Source organism: Pseudomonas sp. E315 (assembly GCF_055406205.1).
Window position 1 is genome coordinate 59,076 of sequence record NZ_JBUZPJ010000017.1, and the last position, 21,966, is coordinate 81,041.

Below are 21,966 nucleotides of genomic sequence, written 5' to 3' on the forward strand. Positions count from 1 at the left end.
ACACACTAAAGCTGTAGCTTACAGAAAAAGGCTTTTTTGGTCTACCGCTAAAAGAGCCTTAAAGGCAGAGGAATGCGACAGAACATCGCTTAGCGGTTAAAAATCGGACTACTGGCACGCCAACAGCCCGATTTTACAGAGGCAACTCAACGCAGGTCGAGCACATCCTGCATGTCATACAGACCAGACTCACGCCCTTGCAACCACAAGGCGGCACGAACAGCGCCCTTGGCAAAGGTCATGCGACTGGATGCTTTGTGGGTGATTTCCAAGCGCTCACCCTCAGTCGCAAACAACACTGTGTGGTCGCCCACTACATCACCACCGCGAACGGTCGCAAAACCAATGGTCTCGCGCTCACGAGCGCCGGTATGACCTTCGCGACCATAAACCGCAACCTTCTGTAGATCACGACCCAGTGCATCAGCAATCACCTCACCCATGCGCATCGCCGTGCCCGACGGTGCGTCAACCTTATGGCGATGGTGAGCCTCAATGATTTCAATATCTGCATCATCACCCATCACTCGAGCTGCCATATCCAGCAGCTTTAGCGACAGATTGACACCCACACTGAAGTTCGCAGCAAAGACGATCGGAATGTCTTTACCAGCCTCAACCAACAACTGCTTTTGAGCAGCACTGAGCCCAGTAGTGCCAATCACCATCGCCTTGCCAGACTTACGGCAAACAGCCAGATTGTTAAGCATTACTTCAGGCAACGTGAAGTCGATCAGCACATCGAAGCGATCAGTCACACCTTCAAGGTCAGCAGACAACGGCACACCGATGCGACCCAAAGATGCCAACTCGCCAGCATCCGCGCCGACCAACGTGCTACCTGGACGAACAATTGCCGCCGTCAGACCACAGAGCGGCGAACGCTGCTGCACAGCTTCAACCAACACCTTGCCCATGCGCCCAGCAGCGCCCATCACAGCTATACGTTGCATGCCTGCCCCTTATAAGTCGCCGAAGAAACGCTTCACGCCTTCGAACCAGCCCGTTGCGTTTGGCGAATGACTGCTGTCGCCTTCCAACGTTGTGCGGAACTCCTCAATCAGCTCGCGCTGACGACGGCTCAGCTTGACTGGTGTTTCCACCACAACCCGACACATCAAGTCGCCAGCACCACCGCCACGCACAGGGGCAACACCTTTGCCACGCAAACGGAACTGCTTGCCTGTCTGAGTGCCTTCTGGAATTTTCAGCTTGACCCGACCATCCAGCGTCGGCACTTCAAGCTCAGCGCCCAATGCAGCATCAGCAAAGTTGATAGGCACTTCACAAAACAAATGCTTACCGTCACGCTGGAAAATCGCATGCTCGCGCACATCAATTACTACGTACAGGTCGCCCGTTGGCCCACCCTGCACGCCCGCCTCGCCTTCACCCGAAAGACGAATACGATCGCCTGTATCAACACCCGCCGGTACTTTCACAGAAAGCGTTTTGTACTCTTCTACGCGACCTTCGCCACGGCAGCTGTCGCAAGGGTCGGAAATGATCTTGCCCTGACCATGGCAACGCGGACAGGTTTGCTGAACAGCAAAGAACCCCTGCTGCATACGCACCTGGCCAATACCTCCACAGGTAGGGCAACCCACTGGCGAAGAACCTTTCTTCGCACCCGAGCCATCACACGGCTTGCAGTTGACCAGTGTCGGAACGCGAATATTGACCGTGGTCCCGCGCACAGCTTCTTCCAGGTCCAGTTCCAGCGTATAGCGCAAATCGCTACCACGCTGAGCACCACCCCGGGAACCGCCACGGCCACCGCCAAAGAAATCACTGAATACATCACCGAAAATATCGGAGAAGTTCTGCCCACCAAAACCAGCACCGCCGCCACCCATTTGCGGATCAACACCGGCATGACCGTATTGATCGTAGGCCGCACGTTTGCTGGCGTCTGACAGAACCTCATAAGCCTCATTGGCTTCTTTAAACAATTCTTCAGAAGCTTTGTCATCCGGATTACGGTCCGGGTGATGCTTCATTGCGAGGCGGCGGTACGCTTTTTTTAGCTCCACCTCGGTACTGGTGCGCTCAACACCCAAAATTTCGTAATAGTCGCGCTTTGCCATAATTCTTTGCACTCTCAAGGACGTTCAGCAAAACCCTCCCGAGCCTCACCAAACCTGCCAAGCCCGATAAAACTCAGACCCGACTCACGTCTTTTCAACGATATTGGTTTGTGTTTAACAGCCAACCTACTGGCCGACAGGAGCGGTTACCCATGATCAGAAACAATAAAGTCCCGAACCCAACCGCCAGCATTCGACCTTGTCGCATGCTGTAAAAAATCCTCTACTCCAGACACGCCAACGCGGGAGCAAGCTCCCGCGCGGCGACATCCTACCAGTCACCGTTAGAGCACGGTCAACCGGGCGACAAACAAGCTATTTACTTGTTGTCTTTTACTTCTTCGAACTCAGCGTCGACAACATCATCCGCTTTTTCTGCCGAATCAGCTGGCTGAGCCGCTGCATCTGCCGGGTTTGCTTGCTCTGCATACATCTTCTGAGCAACCGGAGCAGACACTTTAGACAGCTCTTCAACCTTGGCTTCGATAGCTGCTTTGTCGTCGCCTTTAACGGCGGCTTCAAGAGCAACTACAGCCGCTTCAATAGCAACTTTTTCGTCCTCGGTCACTTTATCGCCAGCATCAGCGACCATTTTGCGAGTCGAGTGAACCAGTGCATCACCCTGGTTACGAGCAGCTGCCAGTTCTTCGAACTTGCGGTCTTCTTCAGCGTTGACCTCAGCATCACGCACCATCTGAGCAATTTCTTCCTCGGACAGACCCGAGTTAGCCTTGATCACGATGGACTGAGACTTGCCAGTCGCTTTGTCTTTTGCACTTACGTGCAGGATGCCGTTGGCATCGATATCGAAAGTAACTTCGATCTGAGGCACACCACGTGGAGCAGGTGGAATGTCAGCCAGATCGAACTTGCCCAGAGACTTGTTCTGAGCTGCTTGCTTACGCTCACCTTGCAGCACATGAATAGTCACCGCGCCTTGGTTGTCGTCAGCCGTCGAGAACACTTGCGATTTCTTGGTAGGAATCGTGGTGTTTTTCTCGATCAGAGCAGTCATCACGCCACCCATGGTTTCGATACCCAGAGTCAGCGGGCTAACGTCCAGCAGCAACACGTCTTTCACGTCACCGGCCAATACCGCACCCTGGATTGCAGCACCCATGGCAACAGCTTCGTCTGGGTTCACGTCTTTACGTGCTTCTTTACCGAAGAACTCAGTGACCAGCTTCTGTACCAGCGGCATACGAGTTTGACCACCGACCAGAATCACGTCGTTGATCGCGCCAACGTCGATACCAGCATCCTTCAGAGCAATACGGCAAGGCTCGATGGTGCGCTGAACCAGGTCTTCAACCAGCGATTCCAACTTGGCGCGAGAAATCTTCACGTTCAAGTGCTTAGGACCGGTGGCGTCTGCAGTGATGTACGGCAGGTTCACGTCAGTCGACTGGCTCGAAGACAGCTCAATTTTGGCTTTTTCAGCAGCTTCTTTCAGACGCTGCATCGCCAGCGGATCACCTTTGAGGTTCATGCCGCTTTCTTTCTTGAACTCGTCAACCAGGTAGTCGATCAGACGAATATCAAAGTCCTCACCACCCAGGAACGTGTCACCGTTGGTCGCCAGCACTTCAAACTGGTGCTCACCATCAACTTCGGCAATTTCAATAACCGACACGTCGAAAGTACCGCCACCCAAGTCATAAACGATGACAGTGTGGTCGCCTTTCGCTTTGTCCATACCGTAAGCCAGAGCAGCTGCGGTTGGTTCGTTGATGATGCGTTTTACGTCCAAGCCTGCAATACGACCGGCATCTTTGGTCGCTTGACGCTGGCTGTCGTTGAAGTAAGCCGGAACAGTAATAACCGCTTCAGTTACTGGCTCGCCGAGGTAGTCTTCGGCAGTTTTCTTCATTTTTTTCAGAATTTCAGCCGAGATTTGAGGTGGAGCCATTTTCTGGCCGTTCACTTCAACCCAAGCATCGCCGTTATCAGCCTTGGCGATCTTGTAAGGCACCATCTGAATGTCTTTCTGTACAACTTCTTCGTCAAAACGACGACCGATCAGACGCTTCACCGCGTACAGGGTGTTATGCGGATTGGTCACTGCCTGACGCTTGGCGGACTGGCCAACCAGAATCTCGCCATCGTTAGCGTACGCAATGATCGACGGCGTAGTACGCGCGCCTTCTGCGTTTTCAATAACTTTTGCCTTACCGTTTTCCAGAACCGAAACACACGAGTTAGTGGTCCCGAGGTCAATACCGATAATTCTGCCCATGTTTACTCTCCCTAAATTTGAATTTTTTTGCCGCAGCAGTAATGACCAACTGCGGCATTACTTAAACGCTTGACATCTAAATGGGGGCCTTGCGACCGATTTCAAGCCTGCTCGTCAATCGATGGCGAAACCGGTGCTGGCGCCTTGCTGACTACGACCATAGCCGGGCGCAGTAAGCGACCATTGAGCTGATACCCTTTTTGAAACACCTTAAGCACGCTATTTGGCTCAAGGTCAGCGCTTTCCTGCATTGCCATCGCTTGGTGATGCTCAGCATTGAAGGGTTCGCCGTGCGGATCAATGGCTTCCAGCTGATAGCGTTTCAGAGTGTCCTGGAACATTTTCAGTGTCAGCTCGATCCCTTCACGCATAGGACGAATGTTTTCGTCGTCCGGGCTCGACAGCTCAAGACCACGCTCAAGACTGTCAATAACCGGCAATAGGTCACCGGCAAATTTTTCCAGCGCAAATTTGTGTGCTTTCTCAACGTCCTGCTCGGCACGGCGACGGACGTTCTGCAGATCGGCAGCTACACGCAGAGCTTGATCATTGGCGGCTGCCAGCTGCTCTTCAAGCACCTGCACACGGGCTACCAGATCTTCGCCTGCTGCATCGGCGGCCTGATTTGCATCTTGATTCTGCGTATCCATAGTCTGTTCGTCTGCCATAGATTTCTCCTTTCAAACTTCGTCCGCGAGCCTGACTCGCGCTTGTGCCAAGGTATATGGGGTCGCAATTTTCAGGTTCAAGAGCCAAAAACCAGTAAGCGTGGTCTTTGCCCCCATCAAACGCCTATCAGAAAAACAAAAACGTCCTAAAAAAACTAAAAAGCCAAGCAAATAGAACTAACGGCACCATTGTCAGCACGAAACAAAACACTGTATAAATAACCAGACATTACGTTTTGGAGCGGCTCCTATGCTGGTGCACCTGTCCGTACACAACTACGCCATCGTTGAACATCTCGACCTAGAGCTCGATCGCGGGATGAGTGTGATCACTGGCGAAACTGGCGCCGGCAAATCAATCATGCTCGACGCACTAGGCCTGACATTAGGTGACCGCGCAGACAGTGGGGTGGTTCGCCCGGGAGCCGATAAAGCTGACATCCTGGCCACCTTCGATCTGAGCGACATTTGCGAAGCACGTGCCTGGCTTACCGAACGAGACCTCGAAGGCGAAGGGCTGTGCATTCTACGCCGCGTTATCACCGCAGAAGGTCGCTCGCGCAGCTATATCAATGGCACGCCTTGCCCGCAAGGCGACCTAAAAGCGCTTGGCGAACTGCTGATTGATATTCACAGCCAACACGAACACCAATCCCTGCTCAAGCCCGAAACTCACCGGCGCCTGCTCGACGAATATGCAGGCGCTACCGATTTGGCTCGCCAGGTACAGCTTGCAGCGCAACGCTGGCGCCAAACCAAGCAAGAGTTTGAGCACCTCTCAAACTCCGGCGATGAGCAGCAAGCCCGTCATCAACTGCTCAGCTACCAGCTTGAAGAGCTGGAAAATCTGGCCCTTGGTGAAAAGGAACTCGAAGAACTGGAGCTAGAACATAAAAACCTGACCAATGCAGAAACCCTGCTCACTATCTGCCGTCAGGTGGTAGAGCAGTGCAGCGAAAGCGATTCCGGCAACGTGCTTAACGCCCTGACAGTCAGCCTCAATCGCCTGTCCAGCATCAATAACAGTACCGGGGCGCTCAATGAGGCCACCGACCTGCTTGCCAGCGCACAAATACAAGTCGAAGAAGCCGTAGGCGAACTCAATCGCTTCCTCGATCATTTCGATGCTGACCCAAGACGTTTGCAGTACCTCGAAGAGCGTCTGGACTCCATTTACACCTTGGCGCGCAAGCATCGAGTACAGCCAACAGATGTCTGCGCCTTGCAGCAAAAATTGATGGATGAACTCGAAACCCTCAATGCTAACGACGAGTCCATTGAGCGCTTGGCCAAAGAACTGACCGCTTTCGCCCGCCATTACCAAGAGTGCGCACGGGAGCTCAGCAGCCTGCGCGCTCAAGCCGCCACCCGCCTTGGTAGCGCCGTCGAAGAAGAAATCCAGCGCCTGGGCATGCCCGGCGGTCGTTTCGTCATTGAACTGCGCCCACAAAGCAGCAACGACCCAATGCCCTACGGCCTTGAACAGGTAGAACTGCTGGTAAGCGCCAACCCCGGGCAGCCACTCAAAGCCTTGGCCAAAGTCGCCTCTGGCGGTGAGTTGTCACGCATTAGCTTGGCGATTCAAGTCATCACCGCGCAAACCTCTCGGGTACCAACGTTAGTATTCGATGAAGTCGACGTAGGGATTGGCGGTCCGACGGCTGAGATCGTAGGCCAACTATTACGCCGTCTCGGAGAGCGGGGCCAAGTGCTGACCGTAACCCACTTGCCGCAAGTCGCTGCGCAATGCCACCAACATCTCTTTGTACACAAGGTTCGAGACAGCGAAGCCACTCGAACAGCCGTGTCCAAATTAAGTCAAAAAGAGCGCGTAGAAGAAGTCGCCCGCATGCTGGGCGGCATCGACCTGACCAAAGAATCACTGGCTCACGCAAAAAAAATGGTAATCACCGCAAAAAATCAGGCCGCTTGACGACGAACGGTCGTTAAAACCTGACCGACAGACAGCACGAAGGCGACTCTAGGGTCGCCTTCGATCGTTTCGCGAACCGAAATTCGCGCGACATGCTTACTTAACTTTTTTACGCACGTACAGCACCAAGTTGTGATCCACCAACTCAACACCGTGCTTGGCAGCGATCGCATGTTGCAGCTTTTCGATGTCTTCGTCGAAAAACTCGATCACTTCGCCGCTGTCCACGTTGACCATATGGTCGTGGTGGCCGCCATCGGCATCTGCCAGCTCAAACACTGCGTGGCCGCCGTCGAAATTATGACGAATAACCAGCCCAGCAGACTCGAATTGAGTCAGTACACGGTAAACCGTGGCCAGCCCAACATCCTCGCCTGCTTGCATAAGAGCCTTGTAAACATCCTCGGCGCTCATGTGACGCTGCTCAGCAGAATCAAGCATTTGTAGAATTTTGACTCGTGGCAGAGTCACCTTAAGACCAGCTTTGCGTAGTTCGCTATTTTCAACCATGGTTAGCTTTCTCGCGGAAGCTGCTTCGCAGCTCCTCTTAATACGGGTATGATCGGCGTTTACGTTGTCCCAGCCAAGATAGTGGAAGTCGCCCACCGATGCAAAACACCAAGCTCTTGCTAACCAGTTTCACCTTTGTGGGACTGCTCGCACTCGCCGGTTGTTCATTCCCCGGGGTTTACAAAATCGACATCCAGCAGGGCAATGTCGTCACGCAGGACATGATAAACCAGTTACGCCCGGGAATGACCCGCCGGCAAGTGCGGTTTATCATGGGGAACGCCCTGCTGACCGATACATTCCATCCGGATCGTTGGGATTATTTGTATAGCCTGCAGCCAGGCGGCGGTGAACGCCAACAAGAACGCGTCAGCGTGTTCTTCAACCAAAATGATCAGCTCGTCAGCTTGTCAGGCGATTTCATGCCTGGCGTAAGCCGCGACGAAGCCATTCTCGGCAAGGACGGTGGTGCAAATGTAACCACACCAGCAGCCCCGACCGAGAAGAGCGAAGTGCCAGCCAAACCTGGCTCACTGCTTGATCAAATCCAGAAAGACGTTGACGGGGTCGAAACCGTCCCTGTTCCGACGCCAGAACCTCTGGATACAACCGAACAATAAACGTTCGGCACAAAAAAACCCGGCTCGCCGGGTTTTTTGTTACCTGCAACAAAGCGCCTAGGACTGACTCTGTCGCTTGGCTTCAGCAGCCTTGGCCGCTCGCTGACGTCGAATTTCTTTGGGATCGGCCAGCAATGGGCGGTAAATCTCGATGCGATCCCCACTTTGCAGCATCCGCGCTTCAGGCGTCAGAACTTGCTTGCCAAAAATACCCACTGGGCACTGCGTCAAATCAAGCTCCGGGAATTCATGACCAATCCCGCAGACCAACAACGCAGCCCGCACAGTCGTGCCTTCCGGCACAACAAAAGTGAGCAACCGTTGACGATCAACAGCGGCATAAACCACTTCGACTTCAATCACAGGCTCAGCCATATAGCTGTTTTGCCCGCTGGCAAAAAGCATCAACCAAGGTATTCGCCGCCTGATTGAACAGCGGCCCAAGGGTCGCTTTGACGATCGCACCGGCGTAATCGAAGGTCATGTCCAAGCTGATTTTGCAGGCCTTCTCGCCCAACGGCTTGAACACCCATACGCCGTGCAGCTTGGTAAATGGCCCTTCCTCAAGGTTCATTTCAATCGACTGCCCCGGTACCAGTGTATTGCGCGTAACAAAGTGCTGGCTCAAGCCACCCTTTGCCACACCCAAACTGGCACGCATCAGCACCTCGGTGCTTTCAATAATCTCGGCCGACGAACACCACGGCAAAAATTCCGGATACTTTGCAACATCGTTAACCAGGTCATACAAAGCCTGAGCCGGATAAGGCAACAACGCGGAGCGTTGGATATGGGTAGTCATGTCAGCGTTACTTCCACAGCTGTGCGGCAAACACAATCAGAATGCCGAGTGGCGCCACATAGCGCATCAAAAAAAGAGTCAGAGCAAACAACATCGGGCTGCGCATCGACAATTCATCGCGTACCGCACCACGGCCCATGATCCAGCCAGCAAAGACCACGAAACAGAGCCCACCCAAGGGCAGCATGATACGCGAGGTCAGAAAGTCCACGACACCAAAGAAGTCCAGACCGTTAGCCGCCCCCCATTGGTAGAAGTGAAAACCGGTGTCTTCGTTCACAAAAAATTTGGCTTGTTTCCAAATATTGAATGAAAACACAGTCCCCAAACCGACAAACCAGCAGCTAAACGCTAGCCAAAACGTGACCCACAGTCGCCGCACCTTAGTTCGCTCAACCAGATACGCCACCATTGGCTCCAGCAATGAAATAGCCGAACTCCAGGCAGCAACAGCCACCAGTACGAAAAACACAACCCCCATCAATTGACCGAACGCCACGTTGCCGAAGGCAAAAGGCAGGGTCACAAACATCAGGCCTGGGCCCTCACCAGGGTTCAAACCCGATGCAAACACAATTGGAAACAATGCCAGCCCAGCCAGCAATGAGACAAACGTATCAATTAACGCCACACCAACCACAGTGCCTGAAATCGAAGCATCCTTAGGCATATATGCGCCGTAGATCATGATCGAGCCCACACCTACGCTCAGCGAAAAGAACGCATGCCCCATCGCAGCCAGCAATCCATCCATGACGCGATCAGGGTTGAAGTCGAACATAAAATGCACGCCTTCCATAAAGTGCCCCGTGGTCATGCTGTAACCCAGCAATACCAACAACAGCACAAACAGAATCGGCATCATGATGCGTAAGCTGCGCTCCAACCCCGCCACCACGCCTTTGGCGATGACATACGCTGACAGCAACATGAACGCGGTGTGCCAGAAGGTTAAACGCCAAGGATCAGAAATCACGTCACCGAAGTAAGCGCCTACCTGATCCGCCGTCGAGCCCTGAAAATCGCCCTTACCCATATTGATGATGTAGTCCAACGACCAGCCGCCGACCACACTGTAAAAAGAAAGAATCAACAGCGCAGTGATCATCCCGGCAAATGCCCACCACGACCAACGTGCAGAATGCCCCGCTTCCACAGCCAACACCTTCAAAGCGTTAGCCGGACTAAGCCGTGCGCGGCGTCCAATCAGGGTTTCAGCCAGCATCACTGGCACCCCAATCAAAGCGATACACGCCAAAAACACCAGTACAAAAGCGCCACCACCATAGACGCCAACCATGTATGGGAACTTCCAGATACTGCCCAAACCCACGGCAGAGCCGGTCGCAGCGAGAATAAAGACCCAACGGCTTGCCCAACTGCCGTGGACAGAAACCTTGTCTGTCGACATCGTTACTACGCCCAACCGATCAAAAAAGAGCGCGCATTGTCCGGGATTCAACCTACACGCTCAAGCACGCAGGTGCCCGTAGCAGACTCGCTCGCAACTGCCTATAATGCCGCCCCTATGGCTAAACAAAAGAAACACCCCACAGGGACCATCGCGCAGAATAAAAAAGCGCGACACGATTACTTCATCGAACATCGGTTCGAGGCTGGTCTGGTCCTGGCCGGCTGGGAAGTAAAAAGTCTGCGTGCAGGCAAAGCACAGCTGGTCGACAGCTATGTGCTACTCAAGGATGGTGAAGCCTGGCTGCTCGGTAGCCACATCGCCCCTCTGACGACTGCCAGCACGCACGTTATTGCCGACCCTACGCGCAGCCGCAAACTGCTGCTCAACCAGCGCGAGCTGGAAAAACTGTTTGCCTCTGTGCAGCAGAAGGGTTACGCCTGCGTCTGCCTCTCGCTTTACTGGAGCAAGCACTTGATCAAGTGCGAAATCGCCCTGGGCAAAGGCAAGAAGGAATACGACAAGCGCCACACTGAGCGCGAGCGTGATTCTGATCGCGAGCTGCAGCGTGCCGTGCGTAACAAGGGCAAGGAAGACTAGTTCCAGCCCTTAATTCTGTAGGACCGAGCTTGCTCGCGATGTAAACCACTGGGCGCATCATTTATTCCCGGCTGATCTACACGCGAGCAAGCTCACTCCTACAGAGGCCACCTTCATAGCCCATTACGTCGCTCGGCCCGCGCTGTGCGCTGAACTTCCTGACGCACCTCCTCTAAAACTTCCTGCACATACATCAGATGCCGGCTCGAAACTTCCCGCGCATCCTCTGCACGCCCTTCGATAATCGCCAAATACAACTCGCGATGCTGACTAATCAGCATGTCGCGCGTTTCGCTGCGCTGCTTGTACATCCCGCCAATGTTGGTCACTACGTTGCGTTTAAGCAGATCAAACAGCCCGCGAATCGTGTGCAGTAACACCGCGTTATGGCTTGCTTCAGCAATGGCCAGGTGAAAACTGGCATCCGCCTCACCCTCCTCAGCACGGCTCACTTCGTCGACTCTCGCGTAGCAATCCTGCAAGCGTTCAAACGCTGTACCCAGCCGTTCCCGGTCGACATCGGTAGCACGCAAGGCCGCATAAAAAGCGCAGGATGCCTCCAGCGTATGTCGAAACTCCAGTAAATCGCGCTGCGCTTCAGGGTTGCTTTCAAGCAGTTGCAACAGTGGATCGCTGAACGTTGAACCCAGCGAAGTCGCTACATAATTGCCGCCACCCTGGCGACTGACCAACAAACCTTTAGCGGCCAATTTTTGAATCGCCTCACGCAAAGACGGGCGCGAGACGCCAAATTGTTCAGCCAGCGCACGCTCAGCCGGCAGACGCTCACCTGACTTGAGCGTGCCTTCAAGGATCATTCCCTCCAACTGCTCGACAATATCGTCAGACAAACGGCGCTGACGAATTTGATCAAACCCCATAACTGCTCTCCACCATCCCGACCACGCGTCGGGCCCTCTATTCTCGCCGATTGGCGCAATTCAAACACCCAGCAGAATTACCGCAAATAAGCCCATCAGATGCGCAAACAACGATTTGTCCGACAAAAGATTTAGGGCGGCAAATTGACACATCCCACATAAGGCTTTTAACCTAGCCGACAGCGGTTGTAAATTGGTAATACCAATTAGCCAAGCGCGACCAGCAGCAATGACCAATAACAATTAGGGGCCACCCCATATGCAAACCTGGCAACAGATCTATAGTCCGCTCGGCAGCCTTGGCTTATCTGCACTCGCAGCCGTTATTCCGATCGTTTTCTTCTTCCTGGCTTTGGCCGTGTTCCGCCTCAAGGGTCACGTCGCAGGGAGCATTACCCTCGCCCTTTCGATTGTGGTGGCAATATTTGCCTTCCAAATGCCAGTCGATATGGCCTTCGCAGCAGCAGGCTATGGATTTGCCTACGGCCTTTGGCCAATTGCCTGGATCATCGTTGCCGCGGTGTTCCTCTACAAACTGACCGTTAAAAGCGGCCAATTCGAAATTATTCGCAGCTCGGTACTGTCGATCACTGACGACCAGCGTCTGCAAGTACTACTGATTGGTTTCTGCTTTGGTGCGTTCCTTGAAGGTGCTGCCGGTTTCGGCGCCCCAGTTGCCATTACTGCAGCATTGCTCGTCGGCTTGGGCTTTAACCCGCTGTACGCTGCCGGCCTGTGCCTGATCGCCAATACCGCGCCTGTAGCCTTCGGCGCGCTGGGCATTCCGATCATCGTTGCCGGCCAAGTGACCGGCATCGACGCGTTCAAGATCGGCGCAATGGCCGGTCGTCAACTGCCGCTGCTGTCGCTGTTCGTCCCGTTCTGGTTAGTGTTCATGATGGACGGCCTGCGCGGCGTACGTGAAACTTGGCCTGCCGCATTGGTTGCTGGCCTGAGCTTCGCAATCACCCAGTACTACACGTCGAACTACATTGGCCCAGAGCTGCCGGACATCACTTCAGCCCTCGCCAGCTTGGTCAGCCTGACGCTGTTTCTGAAAATCTGGCAGCCAAAACGCACTGCAGGCGCACAAATTGCGGGCGTGACTTCTGACGTTATCGTCACTGCCAGCGCAGGTGGTTTCGGCAAGCCGACCAACCTTATGGCATCGCCTTACAGCCTGATGCAAATCCTAAAAGCGTGGTCGCCGTTCTTGATCCTGACCGTGCTCGTCACCATCTGGACGCTCAAGCCATTCAAGGCCATGTTCGCCCCCGGCGGTTCGATGTATGGCTGGGTATTCAACTTCGCGATCCCGCACCTTGATCAACTCGTGATCAAAACAGCGCCAATCGTTAATGCCCCGACTGCAATTGCTGCCGTGTTCAAACTTGACCCGATTTCAGCCACCGGTACGGCGATTTTCTTCGCAGCGCTGATCTCGATGCTAGTGCTGAAAATCAACGTCAAGACTGGTCTGACCACTTTGAAGGAAACCTTCTTCGAACTGCGCTGGCCGATCTTGTCCATCGGCATGGTGCTGGCATTCGCCTTTGTGACCAACTACTCAGGCATGTCTTCGACGATGGCGTTGGTATTGGCCGGCACGGGCGCAGCTTTCCCGTTCTTCTCGCCTTTCCTCGGCTGGCTGGGCGTATTCCTGACAGGCTCCGACACCTCGTCCAACGCCCTGTTCAGCTCGCTGCAAGCTACCACTGCCCACCAGATCGGTGTCAGCGACACCTTGATGGTGGCCGCCAATACCAGTGGCGGCGTGACTGGCAAAATGATTTCCCCGCAATCTATTGCCGTGGCCTGTGCGGCGACTGGCTTGGTGGGTAAAGAATCCGACCTGTTCCGCTTCACTCTCAAACACAGCCTGTTCTTTGCCACCATCGTGGGCCTGATCACTCTGGCTCAGGCTTACTGGTTCACCGGCATGCTGGTGCACTAATAGCGCTATGGTTACTGCTTGTTAATGGCGCCGAGCTAACCCCTCGGCGCCAGTAATTCACAACCCGGTCTGCCCAGCGACTGAAGCGTTTTTCAACCGCTGCCGTGGACGCATAACCGGGACAACCCGGAGACGCCTGATGAGCGAGCTTTTTTACAACGCTGTGCCTAACGCGACTCGCGTCGCCCCGCCCCTTCCAAAGCCCCGCCAATACCCCGCGCAAAAGCCGCGTAAGGTCTACCTGTTCGGCACCTGTGTGGTTGACTTGTTCTTCCCCGAGGCCGGGATGGATGCGATCCATCTGCTTGAGCGCGAAGGCATTGAGGTCGAATATCCACAAGGTCAAAGCTGTTGCGGGCAACCAGCCTACACCTCGGGTTACACCGATCAGGCACGTGACGTCGCACGCTCGCAATTGGCGTTATTCGCGCAAGATTACCCCGTAGTCGTGCCGTCTGGCTCTTGTGCCGGTATGTTGCGCGAGCACTACGAAGACTTGTTCAAAGACGAACCCGAAACCTTGAAACGCGTTCATGCACTGGCTGAACGAACCTTCGAACTCACCGAATTCCTGCTGTTTGTGTGCAAGGTGCAGTTCAAAGACAGCGGCGCCCCCGTCAAAGTGGCGCTGCACACCTCCTGCTCTGCACGCCGAGAAATGAACACCCACCTGCATGGCCGCGAACTGCTGTCACAACTGACAAACGTCGAACGTATTGATCACAGCCACGAAAGTGAATGCTGTGGGTTTGGTGGGACATTCAGCGTTCGCATGCCTGATATTTCCGGTGCAATGGTGGCTGACAAAACCCGCTCTTTGATCGACACCGGCGCGCACCAAGTGCTCAGTGCCGACTGCGGCTGCCTGATGAACATCAACGGCTCGCTGGAAAAACAGAAACAAGCCCTGCGCGGCCAGCATCTGGCCAGTTTCTTGTGGCAGCGCACCGGAGGTGAACAATGAGCACCAGCACACTAATTCCTACCGTTGCCGTGGAAGAAGACTTCCGCGAGCGGGCTCACGAGGCTTTAGGAGACAAGCAACTGCGAAACAACTTTCGCAGTGCTATGGACTCTCTGATGACCAAACGTGCGGCGTCTTTCAGCGACGCCCACGAGCGCGAACACTTACGTGCGCTCGGCAATGCCATTCGTGCTCGCGCACTGTCCAAACTGCCCGACCTGCTCGAACGACTGGAAGCCAACCTGACACGCAACGGCGTGCAGGTTCACTGGGCCGAAACCGTCGAACAAGCCAACGACATCGTGCTATCCATCGCCCGCCGCCGTGCAGCCAAGCAAGTGATCAAAGGCAAGTCGATGGTCAGCGAAGAGATGGAGATGAACCACGTGCTCGGCGCCCAAGGCATTGAATGCCTTGAGTCCGACATGGGCGAGTACATCGTTCAGCTCGACAACGAAAAACCATCCCACATCATCATGCCCGCGATCCACAAAAACGCAGGGCAAGTAGCCGACTTGTTTCACGAAAAGCTCGGCGTGGAATACACCAAAGACGTCGACCAACTGATCCAGATCGGTCGTCGTGTGCTGCGCCAAAAATTCTTCGAAGCGGACATCGGTGTATCCGGGGTCAACTTCGCCGTGGCCGAAACCGGCACGCTGTTGTTGGTGGAAAACGAAGGCAACGGCCGCATGTCCACCACTGTTCCGCCCGTACACATTGCCGTCACCGGGATCGAAAAAGTCGTCGAAAACCTGCGCGATGTAGTGCCGCTGGTTTCGTTGCTGACCCGCTCTGCGCTCGGCCAGCCGATCACCACTTACGTCAACATGATCTCTGGCCCGCGCAAAACCGGCGAACTCGATGGCCCGGAAGAAGTGCACTTGGTGTTGCTGGACAATGGCCGCAGCCAAGCATTTGCCGACAGTGAATTGCGCCAAACCCTGAACTGCATTCGCTGTGGTGCCTGCATGAACCACTGCCCGGTTTACACCCGCATTGGCGGTCATGCCTACGGCGAGGTGTACCCCGGCCCTATCGGCGCGATCATCACCCCGCACATGGTGGGCTTGGCCAAAGTGCCAGATCACCCCAGCGCTTCATCGTTATGCGGTGCGTGCGGCGAAGTGTGTCCGGTAAAAATCCCGATCCCTGCCCTGTTGCGCCGCCTGCGTGAAGAGAACGTCAAAGCGCCAGACTCAGCCCCACGTATCATGCGCGGCCAAGGCAGCAAGTACTCACGCAAAGAGCGTTTCATCTGGAACGCTTGGGCCAAACTCAACAGCTCGCCCACTCTCTATCGTTTGTTCCTGAAGGCCGCCACCCGCCTGCGTGGGCTGACACCGAGCAATGTTGGGCCGTGGACACAAAACCACAGCGCCCCAAAACCTGCTGCCCGTTCGCTGCACGATCTGGCCCGCGAACACTTGGCTAAAAAGTCGGGAGACCAGTGATGAGCGCTAAACAAAATATCCTCAACAAGCTGCGCAACAGTCTGACTGGCACCACTCCAGTGGCTGACAACTTTGACGAGGCGCTGGTGACAGAGCCTTGGACATATGCCCCTGAGCAGCGCATTCCTCAATTACGTAAGTTGATGGAAGCCGTACACACCGAAATTCATCTCAGCACCGAACAAAACTGGCCCGCGTTGTTGGCGCAATTAGTCACCGATCGTCAGCTACCCAGCTTGCTGATTGCCCCGACGACACCTCACGGGCAAAAAGTAACTGCACACTGGAACCAGAATCCGACCCTGCCAACACTCAAGGCCTACAACCGGGTCGTGGAAGACTGGAAAGACGAACTGTTTAACGACACCCCCGCCAGCTTTACCACCACCTTGGGCGCAATCGCCGCCACTGGCAGCTTGATCATGTGGCCAACACCTGAAGAACCACGCCTCATGAGCCTGGTACCGCCCGTACATTTTGCGTTGCTCAAAGCCAGCGAAATTCGCGACAACTTTTACCAAGTACAGCGCGAAATGAACTGGGCTGCCGGTATGCCCACCAACGCTTTACTGGTGTCTGGCCCATCGAAGACTGCCGACATCGAGCAAGTGCTGGCCTATGGCGCCCACGGGCCGAAAGACTTGGTGGTGTTGATTCTGGAGGACGCATGAGCCTGCCCGCTAGCTTTGTGCGTGATGCCCAGCGGCTGATCCCGCAAGAACGTCGTTTTGATGATCCGCTCTCAACCTTGGCCTTCGGCACTGACGCAAGCTTTTATCGGCTGATTCCCAAGCTGGTCATTCGCGTTGAGTCCGAAGACGAAGTGGTTGAGTTGCTGCATCTCGCTCGCCGCGACCAAGTGTCGGTCACCTTTCGTGCTGCCGGGACAAGTTTGTCCGGCCAAGCCATCAGTGACTCGGTGCTCATCGTGCTGGGCGATAACTGGAACGCCAAAGAGATTCGTGGCCAAGGCACACAAATCCGCCTGCAACCTGGCGTGATTGGGGCGCAAGCCAACGCATGGCTTGCCCCATTCGGACGAAAAATCGGCCCCGACCCCGCCTCAATCAATGCCTGCAAAATTGGCGGAATTGTTGCTAACAACGCCAGCGGCATGTGCTGCGGCACAGCACAAAACACCTACCACACGCTGGCCGGCATGCGCGTGGTGCTGGCTGATGGCACCCGCGTAGACACTGAAGACGCGGCCAACATCGCCGCTTTTCGCCAAAGCCATGAAGACTTATTGGAGCAGTTAGCGACATTGGCGCGCGAGACACGCGCCAATACTGAATTAGCTGCAAAAATCCGCCACAAATACCGTCTGAAAAACACCACTGGCCTGTCACTCAATGCCTTGGTGGATTTCGATGAACCGCTGGATATTCTTAGCCATTTGCTGGTGGGCTCCGAAGGCACCTTGGGCTTTATCAGTTCGGTGACTTACGACACCGTGATTGATCACCCCAACAAGGCCTCGGCCTTGATCGTTTTTCCGGACGCTGAAACCTGTTGTAACGCAGTGACCGTCCTCAAAAGCCAGCCCGTGTCAGCGGTTGAACTGCTGGACCGACGCAGCTTGCGATCAGTGCAAGAAAAACCCGGCATGCCCGCCTTCGTACAGCAACTGTCGGCCAATGCCTGCGCGCTGTTGATCGAATCTCGCGCAGCCACACAGACGTTGCTGCACGAGCAGTTAGCGCAAATCATGGCCTCGCTGTCGGCATTTCCCGTCGAAAAACAAGTCGACTTCACCGAAGACCCGGCTGAAAACGCCAAGCTCTGGGCGATTCGCAAAGACACTTTCCCGGCTGTCGGGGCCGTGCGCAAAACCGGAACCACGGTCATCATCGAAGACGTGACCTTTCCGGTCGAACAACTGGCCATCGGGGTTAATCGCCTGATCGAACTGTTCGACAAGCACCACTATGACGAAGCCATCCTGTTCGGCCACGCGCTGGAAGGCAACCTGCATTTTGTGTTCACCCAAGGCTTCAACACCCCCGAAGAAGTCGCGCGCTATCAAGCATTCATGGATGACGTGGCGCAATTGGTGGCCGTGGAGTTCGGCGGCTCGCTCAAAGCTGAGCACGGCACAGGCCGTAACATGGCGCCGTTTGTGGAGCTTGAATGGGGCAGCGACGCTTACCAACTGATGTGGAAGCTCAAACGTTTGCTCGACCCGCAGGGCATCCTCAACCCAGACGTGGTGCTCAGCGAAGACCCGCAAATCCATCTCAAACACCTGAAACCGTTGCCTGCCGCTGACGAGATTGTGGATAAGTGCATCGAGTGCGGCTTCTGTGAGCCGGTGTGCCCATCGAAAGGCCTGACCCTGAGCCCGCGCCAGCGAATTGTGATCTGGCGTGATATTCAGGCAAAGAAGCGAGCAGGCATCGACACCCGCGAGCTGGAAAAAGCCTACGCCTACCAAGGCATTGATACCTGCGCAGCAACGGGGTTGTGCGCACAACGCTGTCCCGTGGGCATCAACACCGGCGAGCTGGTAAAAAAATTGCGCGCGCGCACTGCCAACAACCTCAAAGCAGCCGACTGGCTGGGCAATCACTTTGCAACCACTCTGCAAGGTGCGCGCTTCACCCTGCACGCCGCGAACGGTGCTCGCATGCTACTGGGAGCTCCCCGGTTGGCGAAAATATCGGCCGCACTGACCAACGTCAGCAAAGGCCGAGTGCCACTGTGGACCAACGCCATGCCGCAACCCGAGCGAGCGGTTCGCTTCAGCCCGCCAATCAAGGATGCACGGCCACGGGTGGTGTATCTGGTGGCCTGCGTATCGCGAGTGATGGGGCCTGCGGCCGGTGACACCGAACAAATGTCACTGCTGGCCAAAACCCAAGGCCTACTGGAAAAAGCCGGTTACCAAGTGGTGTTCCCAGACAACCTCGACACCCTGTGCTGCGGTCAACCATTCGCCTCTAAAGGCTACGCCGAACAAGCAGAACATAAGCGCCAGGAGTTAATTGGCGCACTGCTGCATGCCAGCCGCGGCGGGGTCGATCCGATCTACTGTGACACCAGCCCTTGCACCTTACGCTTAGTGCAAGACTTGGGCGAAACACGTCTAGACCTGTACGACCCAGTGCGTTTTATTCGCACCCACCTTGTGGACAAGCTCAACTTCACCCCACAAGCCGCGCCGATTGCAGTGCACGTCACCTGTAGCACCCAGCACTTGGGCGAAAGCCAAGCGTTGATCGACATTGCACGGCTGTGCAGCAACGACGTTGTAATCCCCGAAGGCATACATTGCTGCGGATTTGCTGGCGACAAGGGCTTCACCACGCCCGAGCTGAACGCACACTCACTGCGCACGCTAAAAGATGCCGTACAGCATTGCAGCGAGGGAATATCAACCAGCCGCACCTGCGAAATTGGCCTGACACAGCATGGCGGCATTGATTACCACAGCTTGGTGTACTTGGTAGATCGGGTGACAGGTGCCAAAGCGCTGTAAAAAGAGTGACTACGAAGGGGCGTTTTTACGCCCCTTTTTTGTGCGTTTTTTCCCCGAACAAAACATTCCCACTCATAGTGAAATAAAAGCAGAACCCTTGAGCGCAGCTATAGTCAATTGCCGTAAGGCCCCAGTGTTTGGGGCATATAACCGAGCCCGGAACCACCGGGCCTCTCATCTGCACAGGAGTTCTCCCCTATGAAGCGTACCGCTCTTACAGGTCTGTTTATTTGCGCAGTGATGTCGGTCTCTCCGGTGTTTGCGGCAGAAACAACGCCATCGCCCAAAGACTTGTGCGCCATCAACCTAGATAAAATCAACAGCTATTTGACAGCTCTGCCCACAACAAGTGAAAACACACTGGACAACCTCAAAACAGCTAGAGATAACGCCCAGCAAAAACAAAGCGAAGGTGACAACCAAGCCTGCGTTGATTTAACCAGCGCAGAAGTAGCAAAAATCTCAACGCTGAAGAATAGTCAGAACAACTAAGTCCCTTGAGGTTGGCCTTCTGCGCCAGATTGGCGTAGACTCCGCAAGCTTGCTGGTTATACACAGCAAGCATCGGGGCCGTTTAGGATTCGACGCCGGTTGCGAAACTCTAGGTGCATGCCGAGTTGGTAACAGAACTCGTAAATCCACTGTTGCAACTACTTATAGTTGCCAATGACGAAACCTACGAGGGTCAAGCTCTCGCAGCGTAAGCTGCCTTAGCCATCCTCCTGGTACCTTCGGGTCCAGCAATCACTAGGGGATGCCTGTAAACCTGAAGTGATTGTCATATAGAACAGGATCGCCGTGCAGTACGTTGTGGACGAAGCGGCTAAAACTTACACAACTCGCCCAAAGCACCCTGCCCTTCGGGTCGCTGAGGGTTAACTTAATAGATACGGCTAAGCATGTAGTACCGACAGCGGAGTACTGGCGGACGGGGGTTCAAATCCCCCCGGCTCCACCAAATGCAAGTTTCCACATGTTCCAACATGACCGGAAACACCCCTGAAAAGCCCGCCCCGTGCGGGCCTTCTTGTATCTGCACATCCCCACATGCGCCCCCATACAATTGCCCGCCGTGTATCCCGCCGTGTATCCTTTGATAAAAAGTGAACCGAGGGGATACACAAGTGAAGCGCAGTCAGATCAAGCGCCGCCCACTGGCCGACACCGTACTTTCCAGCCTGGAGCCAGAGCCTAAGGAATATCGAGAGCTAGACGGTGACGGCCTGTACTTCCGGGTCAAACCAGACGGATCAAAATCCTGGCAGCTGCGCTACAAAAAGGCGGATGGCAAGTGGTCATGGCTAGGTCTCGGCGGTTATGGCGCTGGTGACCACCAACTGACCGGCGAACAGGCGCGCCGCAAAGTTCGCCAACTGCGCGACCACACCGCAAAAGGCGGTAGCGTTCTCGCAACCAAGCAAGCCCAGAAGGCAGCCGAGCTAGAGGCAGCCAACAACACCTTCGAGCGCCTGGCGCGCGAGTGGTACAGCGCCAAATGCAAGACCTGGACAGAAGGGACTGCTGTCCGAACCATCGGAGCACTGGAAAAGCACGTTTTCCCCGTGTTCGGTAAACGGCCGTTCACCAGCATTCTGCCGATGGAATGGATGAACTTCCTGCGAGCCATGGAAGAGACAGGCATCGTCGAGCAAACAAGTCGCGTTCGCGGCATGTGCAGAGAAGTCTACGATCTCGCCAGGGTTACCGGACGCGCCACTCACAACCCGCTCGAAGGCCTGCATAAGTTCCTTCTGACCAAGCCTGTCGAAAATTTCGCCCATGTATCCCTTGATGAGCTTCCCGCACTGCTGAGGGCCATCCGCTCCTACCCTCACGCAACAGACGTGCGCCTTGGCTTGCAGCTACTCACGATGCTTGCCTGCCGCCCATCGGAGCTACGCGAAGCACGCTGGCAGGAGTTCGATCTCGATGCCGGGTTATGGCTGATTCCTGCTGAACGCATGAAGCGGCGCCGCGAACACCTCATACCTTTGCCCAGCCAAGCTATTGCACTGCTTCGAGAACTACACAACATCACAGGCAACTACCAGCTTCTTTTCCCCGGCCGCAGCGACATGACCAAGCCACGTAGCAACACCGTTTTTTTGATGGCCTTGCGTCGCCTGGGTTACGAAGGCCGGCAGACAGGCCATGGCTTCCGCCATCTGGCCAGTACCATTCTCAACGAGAATGGCTTCGACTCACAGCACGTTGAGGCTCAGCTCTCGCATGTAAAAGAAGGCGTCCGGGGCGTCTATGACAAAAGCACTTACCTGGAGCAACGCAAAATCATGATGCAGTGGTATGCCGACCATCTTGACAGACTGGCTGCTGGCAACGTGGTGCAAATCAAGCGCGCGTAGATACA

19 protein-coding genes and 1 other RNA gene are annotated in these 21,966 nt (G+C 55.0%); 11 read left to right on the forward strand and 9 right to left on the reverse strand.

Translation table 11 applies throughout. The features are described from left to right. Positions 1–146: 146 nt before the first annotated feature. The 4 genes from dapB to grpE all read right to left on the reverse strand — a co-directional run bounded on the left by dapB (position 147) and on the right by grpE (position 4,991). On the reverse strand, positions 147–953 hold the full coding sequence (gene dapB, locus ACZRJQ_RS19775; RefSeq protein WP_463980011.1) for a 4-hydroxy-tetrahydrodipicolinate reductase: 807 nt from the start codon (positions 951–953) through the stop codon (positions 147–149). A gap of 9 nt (positions 954–962) precedes the next feature. Then, positions 963–2,087 (reverse strand): molecular chaperone DnaJ, encoded by a 1,125-nt coding sequence (gene dnaJ / locus ACZRJQ_RS19780; protein WP_463980012.1) that lies wholly within the window; start codon positions 2,085–2,087, stop codon positions 963–965. A 319-nt stretch (positions 2,088–2,406) separates the two neighbouring features. Continuing rightward, positions 2,407–4,323 carry a molecular chaperone DnaK gene (dnaK, locus tag ACZRJQ_RS19785; RefSeq protein ID WP_463980013.1) on the reverse strand — a complete coding sequence of 639 codons (1,917 nt, stop codon included), beginning with the start codon at positions 4,321–4,323 and terminating at the stop codon, positions 2,407–2,409. A gap of 101 nt (positions 4,324–4,424) precedes the next feature. Continuing rightward, complete coding sequence (gene grpE, locus ACZRJQ_RS19790; protein ID WP_463980014.1) at positions 4,425–4,991, reverse strand: nucleotide exchange factor GrpE; 567 nt, start codon at positions 4,989–4,991, stop codon at positions 4,425–4,427. Between the two features lie 250 nt (positions 4,992–5,241). Between grpE and recN the strand changes: the two genes are divergently transcribed. After that, positions 5,242–6,924, forward strand: a complete 1,683-nt coding sequence (gene recN, locus ACZRJQ_RS19795; RefSeq protein ID WP_463980015.1) for a DNA repair protein RecN — start codon at positions 5,242–5,244, stop codon at positions 6,922–6,924. A 96-nt stretch (positions 6,925–7,020) separates the two neighbouring features. Here recN and fur read toward each other — a convergent pair whose 3' ends face one another. Continuing rightward, positions 7,021–7,434, reverse strand: coding sequence for a ferric iron uptake transcriptional regulator (fur, locus tag ACZRJQ_RS19800; RefSeq protein WP_048362124.1), 414 nt, complete (start codon positions 7,432–7,434; stop codon positions 7,021–7,023). A 98-nt stretch (positions 7,435–7,532) separates the two neighbouring features. Between fur and ACZRJQ_RS19805 the strand changes: the two genes are divergently transcribed. After that, positions 7,533–8,054, forward strand: coding sequence for an outer membrane protein assembly factor BamE (locus tag ACZRJQ_RS19805; protein WP_463980016.1), 522 nt, complete (start codon positions 7,533–7,535; stop codon positions 8,052–8,054). A gap of 57 nt (positions 8,055–8,111) precedes the next feature. Here ACZRJQ_RS19805 and ACZRJQ_RS19810 read toward each other — a convergent pair whose 3' ends face one another. The 3 genes from ACZRJQ_RS19810 to ACZRJQ_RS19820 are packed head-to-tail and all read right to left on the reverse strand — an operon-like array spanning position 8,112 to position 10,267. Continuing rightward, positions 8,112–8,429, reverse strand: a complete 318-nt coding sequence (locus ACZRJQ_RS19810; protein ID WP_463980017.1) for an RnfH family protein — start codon at positions 8,427–8,429, stop codon at positions 8,112–8,114. Then, positions 8,422–8,856, reverse strand: coding sequence for a type II toxin-antitoxin system RatA family toxin (locus ACZRJQ_RS19815; protein WP_463980018.1), 435 nt, complete (start codon positions 8,854–8,856; stop codon positions 8,422–8,424). The genes ACZRJQ_RS19810 and ACZRJQ_RS19815 overlap by 8 nt, the downstream gene beginning before the upstream one ends. Before the next feature lie 7 nt (positions 8,857–8,863). Further along, positions 8,864–10,267 carry a sodium-dependent transporter gene (locus ACZRJQ_RS19820; protein ID WP_463980019.1) on the reverse strand — a complete coding sequence of 468 codons (1,404 nt, stop codon included), beginning with the start codon at positions 10,265–10,267 and terminating at the stop codon, positions 8,864–8,866. 117 nt (positions 10,268–10,384) lie between these two features. Here ACZRJQ_RS19820 and smpB point away from each other — a divergent pair, with 117 nt between their 5' ends. Next, a complete protein-coding gene (smpB, locus tag ACZRJQ_RS19825) occupies positions 10,385–10,867 on the forward strand; it encodes an SsrA-binding protein SmpB (RefSeq protein ID WP_048383611.1) in 483 nt (160 codons plus the stop codon). Between the two features lie 113 nt (positions 10,868–10,980). On the opposite strand, the gene ACZRJQ_RS19830 is transcribed toward smpB, so the two are convergent. Beyond that, positions 10,981–11,748 (reverse strand): GntR family transcriptional regulator, encoded by a 768-nt coding sequence (locus ACZRJQ_RS19830; protein WP_463980020.1) that lies wholly within the window; start codon positions 11,746–11,748, stop codon positions 10,981–10,983. 259 nt (positions 11,749–12,007) lie between these two features. Here ACZRJQ_RS19830 and ACZRJQ_RS19835 point away from each other — a divergent pair, with 259 nt between their 5' ends. From ACZRJQ_RS19835 to ACZRJQ_RS19870, 8 genes are all read left to right on the forward strand, one after another. Continuing rightward, entirely contained in the window at positions 12,008–13,702 is a 1,695-nt protein-coding gene (locus tag ACZRJQ_RS19835) for a lactate permease LctP family transporter (RefSeq protein WP_463980021.1), read from the forward strand. Between the two features lie 139 nt (positions 13,703–13,841). Further along, positions 13,842–14,666, forward strand: a complete 825-nt coding sequence (locus ACZRJQ_RS19840) for a (Fe-S)-binding protein (protein ID WP_463980022.1) — start codon at positions 13,842–13,844, stop codon at positions 14,664–14,666. Beyond that, a complete protein-coding gene (locus tag ACZRJQ_RS19845; RefSeq protein ID WP_463980023.1) occupies positions 14,663–16,120 on the forward strand; it encodes a LutB/LldF family L-lactate oxidation iron-sulfur protein in 1,458 nt (485 codons plus the stop codon). The genes ACZRJQ_RS19840 and ACZRJQ_RS19845 overlap by 4 nt, the downstream gene beginning before the upstream one ends. Then, positions 16,120–16,791 (forward strand): LutC/YkgG family protein, encoded by a 672-nt coding sequence (locus ACZRJQ_RS19850; RefSeq protein ID WP_463980024.1) that lies wholly within the window; start codon positions 16,120–16,122, stop codon positions 16,789–16,791. The genes ACZRJQ_RS19845 and ACZRJQ_RS19850 overlap by 1 nt, the downstream gene beginning before the upstream one ends. Next, positions 16,788–19,598, forward strand: coding sequence for an FAD-binding and (Fe-S)-binding domain-containing protein (locus ACZRJQ_RS19855; RefSeq protein ID WP_463980025.1), 2,811 nt, complete (start codon positions 16,788–16,790; stop codon positions 19,596–19,598). Before ACZRJQ_RS19850 ends, ACZRJQ_RS19855 begins: the two co-directional genes overlap by 4 nt. A 198-nt stretch (positions 19,599–19,796) precedes the next feature. Then, complete coding sequence (locus ACZRJQ_RS19860) at positions 19,797–20,090, forward strand: hypothetical protein (RefSeq protein ID WP_463980026.1); 294 nt, start codon at positions 19,797–19,799, stop codon at positions 20,088–20,090. A 74-nt stretch (positions 20,091–20,164) separates the two neighbouring features. Continuing rightward, positions 20,165–20,556: a transfer-messenger RNA gene (gene ssrA / locus ACZRJQ_RS19865) on the forward strand. A 166-nt stretch (positions 20,557–20,722) separates the two neighbouring features. Continuing rightward, positions 20,723–21,961: a tyrosine-type recombinase/integrase gene (locus tag ACZRJQ_RS19870; RefSeq protein ID WP_003439556.1), complete on the forward strand. Its 1,239-nt coding sequence runs from the start codon at positions 20,723–20,725 to the stop codon at positions 21,959–21,961. Positions 21,962–21,966 lie beyond the last annotated feature (5 nt).